This window comes from Kitasatospora sp. NPDC085879, assembly GCF_040686255.1.
Classification (GTDB): Bacteria; Actinomycetota; Actinomycetes; order Streptomycetales; family Streptomycetaceae; genus Kitasatospora.
In genome coordinates this window covers 74,607-92,454 of record NZ_JBFBJZ010000015.1, presented here as the reverse complement: position 1 = coordinate 92,454, position 17,848 = coordinate 74,607, and the positions used below count along the sequence as shown (strand labels likewise).

At 73.6% G+C, this 17,848-nt stretch carries 12 protein-coding genes and 1 tRNA gene; 10 read left to right on the top strand and 3 right to left on the bottom strand.

Annotation, left to right across the window (positions count from 1 at the left end; all coding sequences use genetic code 11):
• Positions 1–152: 152 nt before the first annotated feature.
• The 5 genes from AB0P35_RS14425 to leuS all read left to right on the top strand — a co-directional run bounded on the left by AB0P35_RS14425 (position 153) and on the right by leuS (position 7,801).
• Positions 153–1,085 (top strand): hypothetical protein, encoded by a 933-nt coding sequence (locus tag AB0P35_RS14425; protein WP_363510453.1) that lies wholly within the window; start codon positions 153–155, stop codon positions 1,083–1,085.
• A 3-nt stretch (positions 1,086–1,088) separates the two neighbouring features.
• Positions 1,089–2,855, top strand: a complete 1,767-nt coding sequence (locus AB0P35_RS14420) for an insulinase family protein (RefSeq protein ID WP_363510450.1) — start codon at positions 1,089–1,091, stop codon at positions 2,853–2,855.
• 200 nt (positions 2,856–3,055) lie between these two features.
• Positions 3,056–3,128 (top strand) — tRNA-Ala (locus tag AB0P35_RS14415).
• 104 nt (positions 3,129–3,232) lie between these two features.
• Entirely contained in the window at positions 3,233–4,549 is a 1,317-nt protein-coding gene (locus AB0P35_RS14410; RefSeq protein ID WP_363510447.1) for a hypothetical protein, read from the top strand.
• Between the two features lie 366 nt (positions 4,550–4,915).
• Positions 4,916–7,801, top strand: coding sequence for a leucine--tRNA ligase (gene leuS, locus AB0P35_RS14405; protein ID WP_363510444.1), 2,886 nt, complete (start codon positions 4,916–4,918; stop codon positions 7,799–7,801).
• Between the two features lie 113 nt (positions 7,802–7,914).
• Here leuS and AB0P35_RS14400 read toward each other — a convergent pair whose 3' ends face one another.
• Positions 7,915–8,901: a transcriptional regulator gene (locus AB0P35_RS14400; RefSeq protein ID WP_363510441.1), complete on the bottom strand. Its 987-nt coding sequence runs from the start codon at positions 8,899–8,901 to the stop codon at positions 7,915–7,917.
• 236 nt (positions 8,902–9,137) lie between these two features.
• On the opposite strand from AB0P35_RS14400, the gene AB0P35_RS14395 reads away from it, so the two are divergent.
• The 4 genes from AB0P35_RS14395 to AB0P35_RS14380 all read left to right on the top strand — a co-directional run bounded on the left by AB0P35_RS14395 (position 9,138) and on the right by AB0P35_RS14380 (position 15,180).
• Positions 9,138–9,950 carry a hypothetical protein gene (locus AB0P35_RS14395; RefSeq protein WP_363510438.1) on the top strand — a complete coding sequence of 271 codons (813 nt, stop codon included), beginning with the start codon at positions 9,138–9,140 and terminating at the stop codon, positions 9,948–9,950.
• 122 nt (positions 9,951–10,072) lie between these two features.
• Positions 10,073–10,918 (top strand): DegV family protein, encoded by an 846-nt coding sequence (locus AB0P35_RS14390; protein ID WP_363510435.1) that lies wholly within the window; start codon positions 10,073–10,075, stop codon positions 10,916–10,918.
• Positions 10,919–11,613: 695 nt separating this feature from the next.
• A complete protein-coding gene (locus AB0P35_RS14385; RefSeq protein ID WP_363510432.1) occupies positions 11,614–12,375 on the top strand; it encodes a ComEA family DNA-binding protein in 762 nt (253 codons plus the stop codon).
• A gap of 93 nt (positions 12,376–12,468) precedes the next feature.
• Positions 12,469–15,180 carry a ComEC/Rec2 family competence protein gene (locus tag AB0P35_RS14380; protein ID WP_363510429.1) on the top strand — a complete coding sequence of 904 codons (2,712 nt, stop codon included), beginning with the start codon at positions 12,469–12,471 and terminating at the stop codon, positions 15,178–15,180.
• Between the two features lie 147 nt (positions 15,181–15,327).
• Here the strand turns inward: AB0P35_RS14380 and AB0P35_RS14375 are convergent, their stop codons facing one another.
• Both AB0P35_RS14375 and AB0P35_RS14370 read right to left on the bottom strand, forming a co-directional pair.
• Positions 15,328–16,212: a helix-turn-helix transcriptional regulator gene (locus tag AB0P35_RS14375; protein ID WP_363510426.1), complete on the bottom strand. Its 885-nt coding sequence runs from the start codon at positions 16,210–16,212 to the stop codon at positions 15,328–15,330.
• A gap of 232 nt (positions 16,213–16,444) precedes the next feature.
• Complete coding sequence (locus AB0P35_RS14370) at positions 16,445–16,681, bottom strand: hypothetical protein (RefSeq protein ID WP_363510541.1); 237 nt, start codon at positions 16,679–16,681, stop codon at positions 16,445–16,447.
• Positions 16,682–16,778: 97 nt separating this feature from the next.
• Here AB0P35_RS14370 and holA point away from each other — a divergent pair, with 97 nt between their 5' ends.
• Positions 16,779–17,774 (top strand): DNA polymerase III subunit delta, encoded by a 996-nt coding sequence (gene holA / locus AB0P35_RS14365; RefSeq protein WP_363510423.1) that lies wholly within the window; start codon positions 16,779–16,781, stop codon positions 17,772–17,774.
• Positions 17,775–17,848: the final 74 nt, after the last annotated feature.

Sequence of the window (17,848 nt, the reverse complement as noted above, 5' to 3'; positions counted from 1 at the left end):
TCGGCGGTCAGCCTAGGGAGGTTCCAGCACAAGCGGAGTCATAGATTCCGTAAATTCTTCGTCAAGTGAGCGGTGGCTTGCCCGAATTCGTACGGGTTCGCACCATCGGTTCCGCGGTCCGGCGGTTCGGCCGCCGCCTACGATCGCCGCCCATGAGCACCGAACCGGTCTTCGACCCGGCCGCCGCGCTCCCGGAGCTAGGCGCCGTCCGGTACGCGGCACGGCAGGGCGACTGGCCCGCACTGTGCGCGGCCTTCGCCGACTGCCGGGAGGACCACGGCCTGCTCGTCCTCGCCGACGAGGCCGTCCGGGTGCCGGGCGTCGAACACCTGCTGCGGCAGGTCCTCGCACGCCGGCCCGACGACACCCTCGCCACCGCGCTGCTGGCCGACCGGCTGATCCAGGTCGGCTGGCAGGCCCGCACCACCCGGCGCGCCCAGGACGTCACCCCGGAGGGCTGGCGGGAGTTCCGCGCCCGGCTCAACGAGGCCGAGCAGCTGCTGATCGGCGCCGTCGCCCGCAACCGCGCCGACACGTTGGCCTGGACGCTGCGCATGACGATCTCGCGCGGCATCTCCCTCGGCATCAACGAGACCCGGCGCCGCCACCGCGCGCTGACCCGGGTCGCACCGCACCACTACGCCGGCCAGCGCAGCCTGCTCCAGCAGCTGCTGCCCAAATGGGGCGGCAGCTGGGAGGAGGCCCACACCTTCGCCCGCGACTGCTTCCGCACCGCCCCGCCCGGCAGCATCAACGGCGCCCTGCTGGCCGGGTACCACGTGGAGCGGATGACCTCCTACGACCGGACGGCCCGGAACGCGTACGCCGCCCGCAAGGACGTCCGGCAGGAACTCACCGAGGCCGCCCACGGCTCCGTCCTGCACCCCGACTTCCGCGCCCGCTTCGGCCGGATCACCGCGCACAGCTCCTTCGCCCTGCTCGCCTCCCTCGGCGGCGACCGGGCCGCAGCCCGGGCGCACTTCCAGGCCATGGGCCCGTACGGCAGCACCGAGCCGTGGGAGTGGTTCGACAACGCACCGGAGCGGGCCTTCCGGGAACACCGCGACCACGCACTGAGAGGCTGAGCCGTGATCCACCGCTTCGAGGTCGACGGCGTACCGGCCCTGCACGCACCGCGACCCGGCCGCACGGCCGCCGGCCTGGTGTTCCGGGTCGGCCGCGCCGACGAGACCCTCGCCCGCGCCGGCATCACCCACCTCGTCGAACACCTCGCCCTGCACCGCAGCGGCGTCCAGGTGCACCGCTTCAACGGCGCCACCGGACAACTGCACACCCACTTCCTGCTGGAGGGCGACGACCAGGAGATCCGCGCCTTCCTGCAGAGCGTCTGCGAGTCGCTGACCGCTCTGCCGATGGACCGGCTGGAGACCGAGAAGGCGATCCTGCGCACCGAGGAGGCCGGGCGCGGCACCGGCGCCGCCGAGGCGACCGGCCTGTGGCGGTACGGCGCCCAGGGCCACGGCCTGGTCAGCTACCCCGAGTGGGGCGTGCCCGGCCTCGACCCGCAGACCGTCCAGCAGTGGGCCGACACCTGGTTCACCCGCGAGAACGCCGCCCTCTGGATCGCCGGCGAACGGGTGCCGGACGGCCTGCGGCTACCGCTGCGCCCCGGGCGCCGGATGCCCGCGCCGCAGCCGACCGCCGCCCTGCCCGACACTCCCGCGTACTTCGCCGCCGGGCAGGGACAGGTCCTCTTCGACACCGTGCTGCCCCGCAGCGCCGCCGTCGACCTCTACACCGCCTGCCTGGACCGCGAGTTGTTCCAGGACCTCCGACAGGACGGCGGCCTCTCCTACACCGCCGGCGCCGACCACGGACACCGCGGCGACGGCGTCCTCACCGTCACCGCGCTCGCCGACGCCCTGCCCGAACAGCAGGACGCCGTGCTCGGCGGCTTCGTCGACGTCCTCGCGCGGCTCGCCGTCGCGGGCGTCGCCCCGGACACCCTCGACGCCCTGCGACGCCGCGCCGACTCCGCCATCGCCGCCCCCGACACCGACCCGTCGCGCCTGCCCGGCTGCGCCGCCGACCTGCTGCTCGGCCTGCCGGTCCGCAGCCGGGACGAACTCCGCGCCGAGCTCGCCGCCGTCACCGCCGAGGACGTCCGGACGGTCGCTCAGCAGGCCCTGGGCAACGGTCTGTTGCGCGTGCCCGCCGGGCACCGCGCGGACTGGGCCGGCTATGCGACCGCACCGCTGCACTCCGCCGCAGCCGTCGAGGGCAAACGCCACCGCTCCCGCAAATCGGGCGGACCCGACCTGGTCGTCGGCGCGGGCGGTGTCAGCCTCGTCCACCAGGGACAGGCCGCCACCGTCCGGTACGACGCCTGCGCCGTCCACCTCGCCTGGCCCGACGGCGGACGGCGGCTCATCGGGACCGACGGCATCTGCGTCGAGATCGAACCGGCCTGCTTCGCCGTCGACGCGCACACCCTCGCCACGATCGACGCCGCGGTGCCGCAGCAGGCGTACGTCCGGATGCCTCCGCGGTCGACGCCCGCCCGCACCGCCGGTCGCGCGGGTTCGTGGGGCTCGGTCGGTTCGGGGGGTTCGGCCGGTTCTGGGGGCTCGGTCGGTTCGGCGGGGTTGGCGGGCCCGGCGCGGTCCCGGACCGCGGGGCCCGCCGTCCGCTCGTCCCCGGTGCAGCTCGTCGTCAACATGGTGCTCACGCTCGTCGCCGGAATCTTCCTGCTGTTCGCCCTCGGCGGGGCGCTCGGCGCCGACGACGAGTCGCGCGGCGACCCGGTCTACTGGGCTGTGATCGTCGTCGCAGCCGGCATCGCCGCGGCGCTGCTGCGCAGTGTGTGGCGGCGCAGTCGAGCGCGCGGGCGCTGAGACTCTCCGCGTGCCCGGTGGAGCGTCTCCTGCGTCAGGCCGTGACCGGCCCCGGTGCGGGGCCGGCCGTGTCGGCAGGCCCGGCCGTCGGGGTCGGCCCGGCCGCCCGGCGGTGGGCACCGAAACGGATTAGGGGAGCACCCCGGTGACCGTGTAAAGTGGTGCGTGTCGCCGGGGGAGACCACCGGGGGCCACGGCAAGGGGCTATAGCTCAGTTGGTAGAGCGCTTGCATGGCATGCAAGAGGTCTGGGGTTCAATTCCCCATAGCTCCACAGAAAGTGAAGGGCCGTTCCCTCCGGGGAGCGGCCCTTCGGCGTTCCCCGGCCCGTGCGACCGACTTCACCCGCGGACCCTCCCGGCCCGCTACGGTCGAGACATGGCCGACCTGGTGCGCAAGCGGAACGAAGAGCTCGCCCGGATACTCCACCAGCTCGGGTGGAGCCCCGAGCGGCTCGCCCGCGAGGTGAACGCCGCCCTGCCCGCCGGCCTGGCCATCAGCGCCACCGCTCCCTACAAGTGGCGCGACCGCGGCATGGTGCCCCGCGCCCCGCACGACCAGACCGTCTGCGAGGTGCTCGGCCGCGCCGTCGGCATCGCCGTCACCTACGAGCAGCTCTGGGGCCGCATGGGCAGTGGTCGCGGCGCCAAGATCCTCTCGCCGCGGCTGCTCACCGACCCGTGGACGGCCGACACCGCGCAGACCGCGCTCCGCGAGGCCGGCACCGACGCCGCCCCCGTCCGACTGACCGACCTCTTCCGCGGCGACGAACTCGAACAGGCCGCCCGGCACTGGGCCTCCCCACCGCCCGAGGTCACCGGCGGCGCCGGCGCCCTGCGCATCGCCCCCGAACAGCTCGCCGACCTCCGGCTCTCCTACGAGAGCAAACGCCGCCTGGAACGCGCCTATGGCGGAGGCCTCATCCTCGACCTCGCCAAGGCCGAACTCGCCATGGTGGGCAAGCTCCTGGAACTCGGCGCCTACGACGAGAAACTCGGCCGCGAACTCTACGGCGCAGCCGGCCGGATCGCCCGGCTGGTCGGCTGGGCCAACTACGACATGGGCAACGACGCCGCGGCCCAGCGCGCCTTCGTCGCCGCACTGCGCGCCGCACACATCTCCGGCGACCCGCGACTCGGCGTCGGCGTGGTCGGCTGCCTCGCCGTCCAGGCGACGTACAACTCCGGTGGGCGCGGGCTCGACGCGGTCGCCATGCTCTCCACCGCGCTGCGCGCCGCCGACGAAGTGCTGACCCCCCGTGAACGGGCACTGCAGCTGGGCCGGATCGCCCGCGCGCACGGCCGCAAGGGCGAGCAGATCAGCGCCGAGGCCGTGGCCGAGCGGGCCTTCCAGGCGCTCGCCGGCCAGGAGGAACACACGCAGGACCACGCCCAGGACCATGCCGACCTGGCCGGCATGGTGGGGGAGATGCACCTCTTCCTCGGCGACTTCGAGCGTGCCCGGGCGATGCTCGGCGAAGCGGTCGCCGCACTGCCGGCCGAGCGCGCCCGGACCAGGGCCCTGCTGATGGTCCGACTCGCCGAGGCGCATCGGCGCAGCGGAGAATTCGAGGAGGCCGCCAGGATCGCCGACGAGGCCAGGCAGCTCGCCGCCGGAATGCAGTCGGCGAGGGTTGCGCGGGCGTTGCGCGCCTTCGACACGGCCGTTCGCGAGGAGGTCCCGCTCGCGGGCTGATGGGGTGGACGAGTCGTACCGGTGGGGCTGTACCGGTCGGCCGGGCAGGTCGTCCCAGTGGTTCCGGCGGGCCGACCGGGCGGGGTGCCCTCGGTGGATGCACGGGTGCCTCTGCGAATGCGCGAATGGAATGTGCGGGTGGGATGCGTGGGTGGAATGCGCGGTGGGGGCAACGGGCTGTTGCGGTACCCTGACCCCATGCGAACCGTGCGCCTGCTCCTTAGCCGGCCGCGCTGACCAGGACCGGCGAAGTGCCGGAGTCGGCGTGGCGACCCCTCCTGCGAGGGGTTTTTTGCTTTCCGAGCATGTGCTGTTCCGAGTGTGTGCCGCTGGTTCGCCACTGATGACGACGGAGCCCGAAGGACCATGAGCGAGACGACGACCCCTGCTTCCGGCGCGGCCGAGGCCGCTTCCGAGCCCTTCCGCTACGGTGCCGCGCTGGCGGCCGAGATCGAGTCCCGCTGGCAGGACCTGTGGGAGAAGGAGGGGACGTTCAACGCCCCCAACCCGGTCGGCCCGCTGGCCGAGGGCACGGACGGCGGCGTCGCCGCGAAGCCCCACAGCTTCATCATGGACATGTTCCCGTACCCGTCCGGTGCCGGTCTGCACGTCGGCCACCCGCTGGGGTACATCGCCACCGACGTCTACGCCCGCTTCCAGCGGATGACCGGCCACAACGTGCTGCACACGCTGGGCTACGACGCCTTCGGCCTGCCCGCCGAGCAGCACGCCGTCGCCACCGGCCAGCACCCCCGGATCACCACCGAGGCGGCCATCGGCAACATGCGCCGCCAGCTGCGCCGGCTGGGCCTGGGTCACGACTCGCGGCGTTCCATCGCCACGATCGACCCGGACTACTACCGCTGGACGCAGTGGATCTTCCTGCAGATCTTCAACTCCTGGTACGACGATGCGGCCGGCAAGGCCCGCCCGATCGCCGAGCTGATCGCGCAGTTCGAGTCCGGCGAGCGCGAGGTGCCGGGCGGCCGTGCCTGGTCCGCGCTGTCGTCCGTCGAGCGCGACGAGGTGCTGGGCGAGTACCGGCTGGCCTACGCCAAGGAGGTGCCGGTCAACTGGTGCCCGGGCCTGGGCACCGTGCTGGCCAACGAGGAGGTCACCTCGGACGGCCGCTCCGAGCGCGGCAACTTCCCGGTGTTCAAGTCGAAGCTGCGGCAGTGGATGATGCGGATCACCGCGTACTCCGACCGCCTGATCGCCGACCTGGACGTGCTGGACTGGCCCGAGGCGATCAAGCTGCAGCAGCGCAACTGGATCGGCCGCTCGGAGGGCGCCCGGGTCGACTTCGCCGTCCCCAGTGGCGAGGCCATCACCGTCTTCACCACCCGCCCGGACACCCTGTTCGGTGCCACCTACATGGTGCTGGCGCCCGAGCACGCCCTGGTCGACTCGATCGTCCCGGCCGCCTGGCCCGAGGGCGTGCCCGCGGACTGGACCGGTGGCGCCGCCACCCCCGCCGAGGCCGTCGCGGCCTACCGGGCCGAGGCCGCCGCCAAGTCGGACGTCGAGCGCCAGGTCGACGCCAAGATCAAGACCGGTGTCTTCACCGGCGCCTACGCGACCAACCCGGTCAGCGGCGAGCAGGTCCCGGTCTTCATCGCCGACTACGTCCTGATGGGCTACGGCACCGGCGCGATCATGGCCGTCCCGGCCCACGACCACCGCGACTTCGCCTTCGCCCGCGCCTTCGGCCTGCCGATGCGCTGCGTCGTCCAGCCGACCGACGGCCGCAGCGAGGACCCGCACACCTGGGACGACGCCTTCGACACCTACGACTCGGTGATCGTCAACTCGGCCCACGACGACCTGTCGATGAACGGCCTCAGCGTCGTCGACGCCAAGGCCGCCGTCACCCGCTGGCTGGCCGGCCGCGGCATCGGCGAGGGCACCGTCAACTACCGCCTGCGCGACTGGCTGTTCAGCCGCCAGCGGTACTGGGGCGAGCCCTTCCCGATCGTCTACGACGAGGACGGCGCCATGCACGCGCTGCCCGAGTCGATGCTGCCGGTCGAGGTTCCCGAGGTCGAGGACTACTCGCCGCACACCTACGACCCGGACGATGCCGCCTCCACCCCGAAGACCCCGCTCTCGCGCAACGAGGACTGGGTCGAGGTCGAGCTGGACCTGGGCGACGGCCCGAAGAAGTACCGCCGCGAGACCAACACCATGCCCAACTGGGCCGGTTCCTGCTGGTACGAGCTGCGCTACATCGACCCGGCCAACCCCGACAAGGTCGTCGACCCGGCCAACGAGGCCTACTGGATGGGCCCGACGGCCGACAAGCCGGCCGGTGGCGTCGACCTGTACGTCGGCGGTGCCGAGCACGCGGTGCTGCACCTGCTGTACGCCCGCTTCTGGCACAAGGTGCTGTTCGACCTGGGCCACGTCACCTCCGTCGAGCCGTTCCACAAGCTGTTCAACCAGGGCATGATCACCGCCGACGTGTACCGCGACGCGCGGGGTTTCCCGGTGCCCGCCGCCGAGGTCGAGGAGCGCGACGGCGGCTACGTCTGGCAGGGCGAGCCGGTCAAGCGCGAGGCCGGCAAGATGGGCAAGTCCCTGAAGAACGCCGTCGCCCCCGACGAGATCGCCGACGAGTACGGCGCCGACACCCTGCGCCTGTACGAGATGTCGATGGGCCCGCTGGACGTCTCCCGCCCGTGGGACACCCGCGCCGTCGTCGGCTCGTACCGCTTCCTGCAGCGGCTGTGGCGCAACATCGTCTCCGAGAGCACCGGCGAGCTGGTCGTCACGGACGAGGAGCCGGACGAGGCCACCCTGCGCGCCCTGCACAAGGCGATCGACGGCATTCGCGCCGACATGGCCGGCCTGCGGTTCAACACGGCCGTGGCCAAGGCGATCGAGCTGAACAACTTCCTGGTCAAGCGGGGTTCCACGCCGCGCAGCGTGGCCGAGCAGATCGTCCTGATGGTCGCCCCGCTCGCCCCGCACATCGCCGAGGAGCTGTGGCAGCGCCTGGGCCACGGCGAGTCGCTGGCCTTTGCCGACTACCCGGTCGCCGACCCGGCCTACGTCGTCGACGAGACGGTCACCTGCGTCGTCCAGATCAAGGGCAAGGTCAAGGCCCGCCTGGAGGTCGCGCCGAGCATCTCCGACGCCGAGCTGGAGTCGCTGGCACTGGCCGATCCGGCCGTCGTGGCCGCCCTGGGCGACGCGCCGGTGCGCAAGGTCATCGCGCGTGCGCCGAAGCTGGTGAACATCGTCACCGGCTGACGTCTGCCGCTGCTTCCCGGGCCGGGCTCCCCACGAGGGGCGCCCGGCCCGGGCGTTTTCGGCGTCGGCGCGGTGCCAAGCCGGCGGCGGGCTCGCCGACGGTACGGAGGGGGCTACGGCGCGTCGGTTGCCCGCGGTCGGCCGGTCGGAGAGGCGGCGCAGCGCAGACGGTCGGCGAGGGCGGCTACATGCGCCACCAGCTCGGGCGGCTCGTGCACGGTGAACGGGAACCCCAGCAGGGCCAGGTGGAGAGCCAGGCCGTCCAGCGAGTTGGAGCCCGTGCGCAGGGTGCAAGTCTGTTCGTCGAGCGGCTCGACCACCGCCGAGGTCGGTGTGGTCTTCCGGACGACCTCCTCGGCCGACGCCCGGACGGTGCAGCGGGCCTGGTAGCGGTACTGGCCGACGGAGATCTCCCAGGAGGCCCAGCCGCGGACGTCCTGCTCCGGGGGCTCCCGGGGTACGAACCGTGGCCCGTGCGGCGGGCGCAGCGTGATCCGGTCGACGCGGAAGTTCCGCCAGTCCGCCCGGGCGGTGTCCCAGGCCACCAGGTACCAGCGGGTGCCGGTGTGCACCAGCCGGTGCGGTTCGGCGTCCCGGCGGCTCTCGTCGCCCGCGTGCGTCCGGTAGTCGAAGCGCAGTCGCTCGTGTGCCCGACACGCGGCGGCGATCGCGGTGAGCACGTCGGCCTGTACCTGCGGCCCGTGACCCGGCAGCGCCACAGTCGAGGCGGCCAGCGCATCCACCCGGTGTCGCAGCCTCGACGGCATGACCTGAAGCAGCTTGGCCAGCGCCCGCACGGAGGACTCCTCGATGCCGGACACCGTGCCACCTGCCGCGGTCCGCAGCCCCACGGCCACCGCGACGGCCTCCTCGTCGTCCAGCAGCAGCGGCGGCATCTCCGCCCCCGCGCCGAGCCGGTAGCCGCCCGCCGTGCCCGGTGTCGAGTTCACCGGGTAGCCGAGACCGCGCAGCTTGTCCACGTCCCGCCGCACCGTGCGCACATCCACATCCAGGCGGTCGGCGAGGTCCGCCCCCGACCAGTCGCGGCGGACCTGGAGCAGGGACAGCAGACGCAGCAGGCGGGCGGAGGTCTCCAGCATGCGGCCATCCTGACAGCAGATGCGGACACCTGCCGTCCTCGATGGCGAGTCCGCCACCGGGAACAGCCCCGGAAGACCCCGGACCCGGCCCCTGAGCTCTCCCTGATCTCTGCGGCCGGTACCGCCTCCCGGCTCGGACGGGAGCCCCGCGGACGCTACCGTGGAGATGCCGGGGCGGCCACGCGGGCCGCGTCCGGCGAGCGGGGTCCGTGGGCTCCGCGGAAGGTGGGGTAGGGATGGACGCGATCGGCGTGGTGATCGCCCTGGTGATGCTCTTCCTGGTGACCGCCGGCGTCATGGCCGTCGTCGGCACGGTCAAGGCCGCCAAGGCCGTCGCCGCCAAGGTGGAACGGCACGAGGCCCACGCGCGGCGCACGGTGGAGAACGCGGCGCTGCGCGCCAAGACCTTCACCAAGCCCGGCGCCCAGGGCCAACTCGCGGCCGTCCGCCTGTCGCTGCGCACCTCCCTCGACGCCACCCGGCAGGTGCTGGAGTCCGGCCTGACCGAGGACAGCCAGCTCGCCGAGTCGCTGCAACTGCTGGCCCGGCTCGACGCGCACGCCGCCGAACTCGACCGCGAGATGCGCATCCTCGAACGCGAGCCCGACAGCGTCCGGCTGACCGCGAAACTGCCCGAGCTCCGTGAGCGGGCCGGCCGGATCACCCACTCCGCGGAGACCATGCGCTGGGCCGCCCAGGACCGCATGCGCCGCTTCGCCGACGACGACCTGGCGCGGCTCAGCCGTGAGTGCGAGAACGAGGCCGGGGCACTGCGGCACTGGGACCTGCTGACCGGTGCCGACGGTGCGAGCGACGGCGGCCCCGGTGCCGCCGCAGGCACTACCGCGGCCGGCCCCCGTGCCAACGGTGCCCCTTCGGACAGCCGCTCCGCAGCCACCGCGGGAGCCGCCGCGGCCCGCGCGGATGAGGAGCAGCGCAAGGGCATCGCCAGTGGCAATCGGCTACGCGCCGAGGACGTGCTCGGTCTCGGCGAGCCCCTCAATCGGCTCGCCGACCGGCTGCGCAAGCCGAACACCGGTGGAGCGTAGGGGTCCTGTCGGACCGAGCTGGTCGGCCTGCCGCGTGCGGAGCCGGCCCGCGGCCGTTGTACGGAAGGGATCCGAGTGGCCGGCGCTGTCATCTGCGCCGGTCGCGGAGTAACCTCCGGCTCATGCCCGGCCACCTCGCCCTTGTCACCGATTCCACGGCCTACCTGCCCCAGGACGTCGTCGACCGCCATCGGATCGAGGTGGTCCCGCTCTCCGTCGTGGTCGGCGACGAGGTTCTCACCGAGGGCGTCGAGATCTCGCCCAAGGACGTCGCCGAGGCACTGCGCGCCAAGCGCAGAGTCACCACCTCCCGTCCCAACCCGGAGACCTTCGCCGCCGCGTACCGCGCCGCCGCCGAGGCGGGCGCCACGGGTGTCGTGTCCGTACACATCTCCTCCGAACTCTCGGGTACCTACGAGGCCGCCACACTCGCCGCGGCCGGGGCGGACATCCCGGTCGAGGTGGTGGACAGCCGACTGGTCGGCATGGCCCTCGGCCACTGTGTGCTGACGGCCGCCGAGGCCGCCGAAGCCGGCCTCGGCCTGGTCGAGGCCGCCGCCGAGGCCACCCGCCGATCCGCCCGGACCAGCGGCTTCTTCTACGTGGACACGCTGGAGCACCTGCGCCGCGGTGGCCGCATCGGCGCCGCCCGCGCCCTGCTCGGCTCGGCCCTCGCGGTCAAACCGCTGCTCCACCTCTCCGGCGGTCGGATCGAGCCACTGGAGAAGGTGCGGACTGCGTCCCGAGCGATCGCCCGGCTGGAGGAGATCGCCGTGGAACGCGCAGGCGATGCCGAGGTCGACATCGCCGTCCACCACCTCGCTGCCGAGGACCGTGCGGAGCCGCTGGCCGAGCGCCTCCGCGAGCGGGTGCCCGGACTGCGCGACCTGTACGTGGGTGAGGTCGGCGCCGTCATCGGTGCCCACGTCGGGCCCGGCCTGCTGGCCGTCGTGGTGTCGCCCCGCTGAGTGGAGCATCGCTGGGTGCCGCTCCGCCCAGTGCAGCTCTGCCTGGTGTTGCTCCGCCCGGTACCGCTCCGGATGAGCGCCACCCCGGATGAGGGCCGCCCGCAGATCGAGTGACGGCCCTCGCTGCAGACCCGCCTGTGGTGCGACTCCGCCTCGCAGCGGCTCCGACCCGGCTGACGAACACGCAGCCTGGCGGGTTCCCGGAGGCGTCCCGGCGGTGCTCTTTTCATCCGTGTGAGGGAAGGGAGTTGTCCACACCCCCGAGTTGTCCACAGGTGGGTGACGGAGTGCGGGTGGGGGAGAAGCGGCGTTCGTACCGTCCTCGCATGAAGCACACCACCCGCGGCGCAGCACGGCGCCGAGAGACGACCGAGACGGTTCGGCGGCGGCTGGCCGCCCTGTTCTCCGCAGCGTTGGGCGGTGGCCCGTCGCGTACCCGCCCCCGCACAGCTGCCCGCCCGTCCGGGGGCACCTCGGCCGGCGGTCCGGCCGGTGAATTCACGGGCGCCTCCTCCGGTCCGCCGAACGGGCCGACGGCACCGGCCGGCTCGACCACTGTGAGCGGAATGACCGCCCCCGATGCGCCGGCCCGGGGTGCCGGGGGCGACCGGCCGCGGAACCCGAACCGGTTCATCTCCCGCAGGTCCGGGCCGGACACACCCCAGGGAGCAGGGCGATCGCCCCGCCGTCGCGCGGTGCGCGACGGTCCGTCGATTCCCGCACCGGGCGCAGGGCTGCCGCCGCCGGAGACCTCCTCGCCCTTCGGTACCGCGGCCGACTCCGCCACCGTCCCGCCCGACCTCCCGAAGTCGCCCTCTGCCCGGCGGCTCGCTTTCTCCCTTCCCGCCGGGCTGATGCTCGACCGCAGAGCTGCGCTCGGCCTGGCCGCTCTGCTTCTGCTCGCCGTCGGGTACGCCGTCCAGCACTTCTGGCTGAGCCGCCCCGAACCGGTCGCCGTCCCGACCGTCAGCGGCAGCGCGCCGTCTGCCACCGGAGGCCCGCCCTCCTCCGGGGCAGCCGGGACGACGGCCTCGCCCGGCGCCCCGGCACCCACCGTGGTCGTGGACGTGGCGGGCAAGGTCCAGCACCCTGGCCTGCGCACCCTGCCGACCGGCTCCAGGGTCGCCGACGCCCTGCGTGCCGCCGGCGGCGCACTCCCCGGCACGGACACCGACGCACTCAACCTCGCCCGGGTGCTCAGCGACGGCGAACAGATCCTGGTCGGCGCCCCGCCCGGCCAGGGCGTCGGTGGCGCCACCACCGGCGGCCTCGTCAGCCTCAACCGGGCAACCGCCGAGCAGCTCGACACCCTGCCGGGCGTCGGCCCGACACTCGCCCAGCGGATTCTGCAGTACCGCCAGGCACACGGCCCGTTCCACTCGGTCGACCAGCTCAGGCAGGTTCCGGGCATCGGGCAGCGCAAGTTCGACGACATCAAGGGCCTGCTGACGCTCTGACAGCAGCAGCAGCAGGCAGCAGCAGGCAGCTGGGCTCCGGCCTGCCTCGCTCGGCCAAGCAATGACCGCTCAACACCGAGGAAGGTGTCTGCGATGGCCGTCACCCTCGCCCCCGCAGCCGGACGGCTGGACCGGGCCAGTGCCAGGCCGGACCGGTCGGGTGCCCCGGCCGCCCCCGCCCGCCGTCCTGCCGACCTGCGGCTGCTACTGCCCGCGCTCACTGCCTGGGCGGCAACCTCCGCCGTCCTCGCAGCGGAGCCCCGTCACCACCCGCCGCTCGCCGTCGCCGCAGTGCTCACCGCCGGAGCAGCCCTGCTCCTGCTCCGACGGCGGGCAGCGGCCGGGAGGCGCCGAATCGCCCCGCTGACCGCTGCCGTACTGCTCACCTCGGCGGCGGCCACGCTGACCACCGTCCTGCACACCGCCGACCTCCACCGAGGCCCGATCCCGGACCTCGTCCGACCGGCCCTCACCGTGCAGGCCGCTTCTCCGTCGGCCACGGGCGCAGCCGCGCCCACGTCCCCGACGCGGCCGGCATCGACAGCCACAGCCCCGTCGACGGGTCCCGGTCCACCGACCACCATCACTCCGACCGACCGATCCCCCGAGGCCCTTCGCACCTCGCAGGTCGAACTGTCCGTGGATCTCACCGTCGCCGGCGACCCGACCGCCCACACCGGACGAGTCCACGGCACCGCGCCCGGGCAGGCCATGCTGACCTTCGACGCCGTGGTGAACCGCGTGCGCTTTCCCTCCGACCCCGACCGACCGGCCGTCACCGTGCACACCCCCGTCACGGTCCTCGTCCGCGCCCAGGACATCACCGCCTGGCACGGGCTCGTGCCCTCGGCCAGGGTCACCGCAGACGTCCGCCCCTCCGCCCCGGGCGAGCGCGACCACGACTCGGCGGCGCGCCTGGTCGTCCTCGGCCCACCACACATGCTCGCCGCAGCCGACCGGTCACAGCAGATCGCGGCACGGCTCCGCGCAGGCCTTCGCGATGCCGCCGACCACCTGCCGGCGGACAGCCGAGGACTCCTCCCCGGCCTGGTCGTCGGCGACACCTCCCGGCTCCCCGACGACCTGCGCGACGCCTTCCGCGCCACCGACCTCGGACATCTCACCGCCGTGAGCGGAGGCAACCTCGCCGTCCTCATTGCCGTCCTGCTCGGAGCGCCGCGCCAGGACGGTGACGACGGCCGCCGCCGCGGCGGGCTGGCCGGCCTGCTCGGCCTGTCCGTCCGGACGACAGCCCTCGTCGGCACCGGACTGACCCTCGCCTTCATCACCGTCTGCCGTCCCGAGCCGAGCGTTCTCAGGGCGGCCGCCACCGGCCTCCTCGGCCTGCTCGCCCTCGCCACCGGCCGTCCCCGCCAAGGCGTTCCCGCCCTCGCCGGGGCCGTTCTGCTCCTCGTCCTCCTCGACCCCTACCTGGCCCGCTCCTACGGCTTCCTGCTCTCCACGCTCGCCACCGCCGGGCTGCTCACCCTCGGACCGCGCTGGGCCGACGCACTGCGCCGCCGAGGCTGGCCGTCACCGCTGGCCACCGCACTCGCCGCCACGGCGGCCGCCCAGGCCTGCTGCGCGCCCGTCACCATCCTGCTCGCGCCGCGAGTCAGCCTGGTGGCCGTCCCCTGCAACCTGCTCGCCGAGGCGGCCGTCGCCCCTGCCACCCTGCTCGGCTTCGCGGCACTCGCGGTGGCACCGCTCGCTCCCGCAGCCGCTCGACTTCTGGCCGACCTCGCCGCCCTGCCCACCGGGTGGCTGGCGGCCGTCGCCCGACACGGTGCCGCCCTGCCCGGCGCCCTGCTGGACTGGCCCGCAGGACCGGCCGGAGCGGCACTGCTCGCCGTCACCACCCTGGCCCTGAGCCTGGCCGTGCCCCCACTGCTGGCGGCCCACCGAGCCGCCCATCGCTGGGCCCGGATCGTCACGGCAGTTGCTGCCGTCATGGCGCTTGCCGCGGTACTCCTGCGCCCACCCGCTCTCACCCGAATCGCCACCGGCTGGCCGCCTCCCGGCTGGCGGCTGGCTCTCTGCGACGTCGGGCAGGGAGACATGGCCGTCCTTCCGCTCGCCGCCGACACCGCTGTCGTCGTGGACACAGGGCCGGACCCCGCCATCGCCGACGCCTGCCTCCGCGAGCTGGGAATCACCCGGATCCCCCTACTGATCCTCAGTCACTTCCACGCCGACCACGTCGAAGGTCTGCCCGGGGTCCTGCGTGGACGTGCCGTCGCGGCGCTCCAGGTGACACTGCTCGGCTCACCACCTGGTGAACAGAACCGGGTCCTGCGGTGGGCATCGGCGGCCGGCGTCCCCGTCCAGCAGGCACGCCGAGGCGAACACCGCACCGCGGGGCCCCAGCTCGCCTGGGACGTCCTGTGGCCAGGCGACTCACTCGGACCGGCCACCCCCGGTGCCAACAACGCCAGTGTCGCCCTGCTCGCCACGGTGGGCCCGCCTGGCGACCAGCTCCGGGTCGCGCTGCTGGGCGACCTCGAACCACCTGCGCAGGAGGCCCTGTTGCAACGCGGTCCGCCGGGCCGGGCGGACGTCCTCAAGGTGGCCCACCACGGCTCGGCCAACCAGGACTGGGATCTCACCGGCGCGCTGCACCCGAGGCTCGCCCTGATCTCCTGCGGCCGGGACAACCCCTACGGACACCCTGCCCCGCGCACCGTGGACCGGCTGACCGCACTCGGCGCCACCGTGCTTCGTACCGATCGCGCCGGCGACATCGCCGTCCTCGGCGGCCACCGCCACCTCGAGGTGGCCACCCACCCACACAACCACCGGAGCTGACCAGCGATGCCCGACCACCCCGCCTCCACGATCCGCAGGCTCTCCGACCGCGGACACGGCGCGCCATGCGTACCCACCAGTTCAACCACCGGTCGCCTGCCGCCCGGCCCTGGTCGGCTCACACCCCGCCCGCCGCCGAACCGGCCGTCATCTGACCTCGTCGTGCTGCGTGGCCGTGCCGCCGGTACCAGCGCCGAAGCGCTCCGTCCCGACCACCCGGAGCAGCTCCAGGCAACCGGCTGCGGTGGTGCCGGGGGCTGGGGTGAACAGCAGCAGCCGCTGGTCCTCGGTCGGCGTCAGCAGCGCCTCGCAGTCCAGGCTGATCGGGCCTATCACCGGATGCACCACGCACATCCGGCTGGTGCGGCGCACAGCCACCTCGTGCAGCTCCCACAGCTGGGCGAACTCCTCGCTTGCTGCGGCGATCCGGGCCACCAACGCCCCGGCCGTGGCGTCCCGCGACCGCCGGGCGACTGCGGCGCGCAGGTCGGCCACGTGCACCCGGCTCCAGTGGTCGCGCTCGTCCTCCGGGTAGGCCTGGCGCACCGTCGGATCGGTGAACCAGCGCCAGACCACGTTCCGCTCCTCCTCGCGCAGCGAGCAGACACTGCCGAACAGCGCGGTGGCCATGGCGTTCTGGGCGAGCAGATCGCCGAGGTCGCTGACGATCTGAGCCGGCGTCTCCTTCAACTGGTCCAGCAAGTGAAGCAGCGCCGGGCGGATGTGCTCCCCGGCCTGCCGCCCGGCCGGCGGCCGGTGACCGGCCAGCAGGTGGAGATGGTCGCGCTCGTCCTCCGAGAGCCGCAGCGCGCGGGCGAGTGCGGTGAGCATCTGGACGGACGGTTGCGGGCCACGCGCCTGCTCCAGCCGCGTGTAGTAGTCGGCAGACATACCGGCGAGCTGCACGACCTCCTCGCGGCGCAGACCCGGGGTTCGGCGGCGCGATCCGGCCGGCAGCCCGACATCATGCGGGCTCAGCCGCTCACGCGAACGACGGAGGAAATCGGCGAGCTCACGACGGTCCATCTCCATGATCCCCATCATGCGGCGCCCGGCTGGTGGGTAGCCAGGGTCTGCCGATACCACCCATGCCGACCGGACACCGACCGGACACCCGCACCGCACACCGCACCCGACACGCGCACCCGCACCGTCATGCGGAGGTACCCATCTCAGCGGGCACGTCCCCGGCCCCGCGAGGCTCGGCCCGGTGCATCACGACCTCAGGCGTCGAACGCGGCGGCCGCCGTGCCACCGCGCCGGCTCAGTCCTCCTCGCGCCAGCCATTCTGGGCACCGGCGACGGCATCTAGTTCGGCCAGCACGGCCGGCGTCCAGCCGTCCTCGGGTGCTTCCAGCACCAGCAGCCACTGGGCGTCCTCGGCATCGTCCTCACCGGCGAGCGCGTCCCGGACGAGCTCCGGGTCGTCCAGGTCGGGGAAACGGGCGGCGAAGTCCTCCCGGGCATCCTCGGCGGCATCGCGGTCGGGCAGGACGAGCAGTTGGCGGGCGTGGTTCTCGATCACCGGACCATTCTGCAATTGCCGTCGGCGGCGGACGGTCCGGGGGTGTCGTCGCTCCGTGCGATCCTGGTACGCGATGGCCAGGAAGAGTGCACCCGACGACCTGCTCGCCCCGCTGACCCTCGCGGTCGGCCAGGAGGAGCTGCTGCTCGACCGCGCAGTGGCCGAGGTGGTGGCCGCAGCCAAGGCGGCCGACCCCGACACCGACGTCCGGGACCTCGCGCCGGGCGCCCTGCAGCCGGGCAGCCTCGCCGAGCTGACCACACCCTCGCTCTTCGCCGAGCGCAAGGTGATCGTCGTCAGGGCCGCCCAGGATCTCTCCGCCGACTCGGTGAAGGAGGTCAAGGCGTACCTCGACTCGCCCGTCGAAGAGGTGATCATGATCCTCGTCCACGCGGGCGGTGTGAAGGGCAAGGGCCTGCTGGACGCCGCGAAGAAGGCCGGCGCCCGCGAGGTGCAGTGCGCCAAGCTGACCAAGAGCGGCGACAAACTCGCCTTTGTCCGCAACGAGTTCCGGCAGCTGGGCCGGTCGGCGGGCCAGGAGGCCTGCCAGGCCCTGCTGGACGCGCTCGGCAGCGACCTGCGCGAGCTGGCCGCCGCCTGCAGCCAGCTCACGGCCGACATCGAGGGCACCATCGACGAGGCGGCCGTCGCCCGCTACTACAGCGGCCGCGCCGAGGCCACCGGCTTCGAGGTCGCCGACCTCGCGGTGACCGGCCGCGCGGCGGAGGCACTGGAGCGGCTGCGCTGGGCGCTGGCCGTGGGCCAGCCGCCCACCGGCATCACCTACGCGCTGGCCTCCGGCGTCCGGAGCATCGGCCGGCTGGCCACGGCCGGCCGGAACATGCGCCCCGCCGACCTCGCCCGCGAGCTCGGCATGCCGCCGTGGAAGGTCGATCGGGTCCGCCAGCAGATGCGTGGCTGGACGGGCGACGGCGTGGCCGCCGCCCTGACCGCCGTCGCCGAGGCGGACGCCGCCGTCAAGGGCGGGTCGGACGATCCGGCGTACGCCCTGGAGCGCGCGGTGGTCGCCGTCGCCCGCGCGGCCCGCTCCGGCGCCCGCCCGTACTGACGCACAGCGCGTACAACACCCACGACTACTGGACGGCACGGCGGCCCCGCAGCACAACCGCCCGCCGCAGCAAG

Bases quoted from the DNA above. Each gene is read 5' to 3' on its own strand.
- AB0P35_RS14425 (WP_363510453.1), top strand. From the start codon at position 153: ATGAGCACCGAACCGGTCTTCGACCCGGCCGCCGCGCTCCCGGAGCTA.
- AB0P35_RS14390 (WP_363510435.1), top strand. From the start codon at position 10,073: ATGCCCGGCCACCTCGCCCTTGTCACCGATTCCACGGCCTACCTGCCC.
- holA (WP_363510423.1), top strand. From the start codon at position 16,779: ATGGCCAGGAAGAGTGCACCCGACGACCTGCTCGCCCCGCTGACCCTC.
- AB0P35_RS14395 (WP_363510438.1), top strand. From the start codon at position 9,138: ATGGACGCGATCGGCGTGGTGATCGCCCTGGTGATGCTCTTCCTGGTG.
- AB0P35_RS14375 (WP_363510426.1), bottom strand. From the start codon at position 16,212: ATGGAGATGGACCGTCGTGAGCTCGCCGATTTCCTCCGTCGTTCGCGT.
- leuS (WP_363510444.1), top strand. From the start codon at position 4,916: ATGAGCGAGACGACGACCCCTGCTTCCGGCGCGGCCGAGGCCGCTTCC.
- AB0P35_RS14400 (WP_363510441.1), bottom strand. From the start codon at position 8,901: ATGCTGGAGACCTCCGCCCGCCTGCTGCGTCTGCTGTCCCTGCTCCAG.
- AB0P35_RS14410 (WP_363510447.1), top strand. From the start codon at position 3,233: ATGGCCGACCTGGTGCGCAAGCGGAACGAAGAGCTCGCCCGGATACTC.
- AB0P35_RS14380 (WP_363510429.1), top strand. From the start codon at position 12,469: ATGGCCGTCACCCTCGCCCCCGCAGCCGGACGGCTGGACCGGGCCAGT.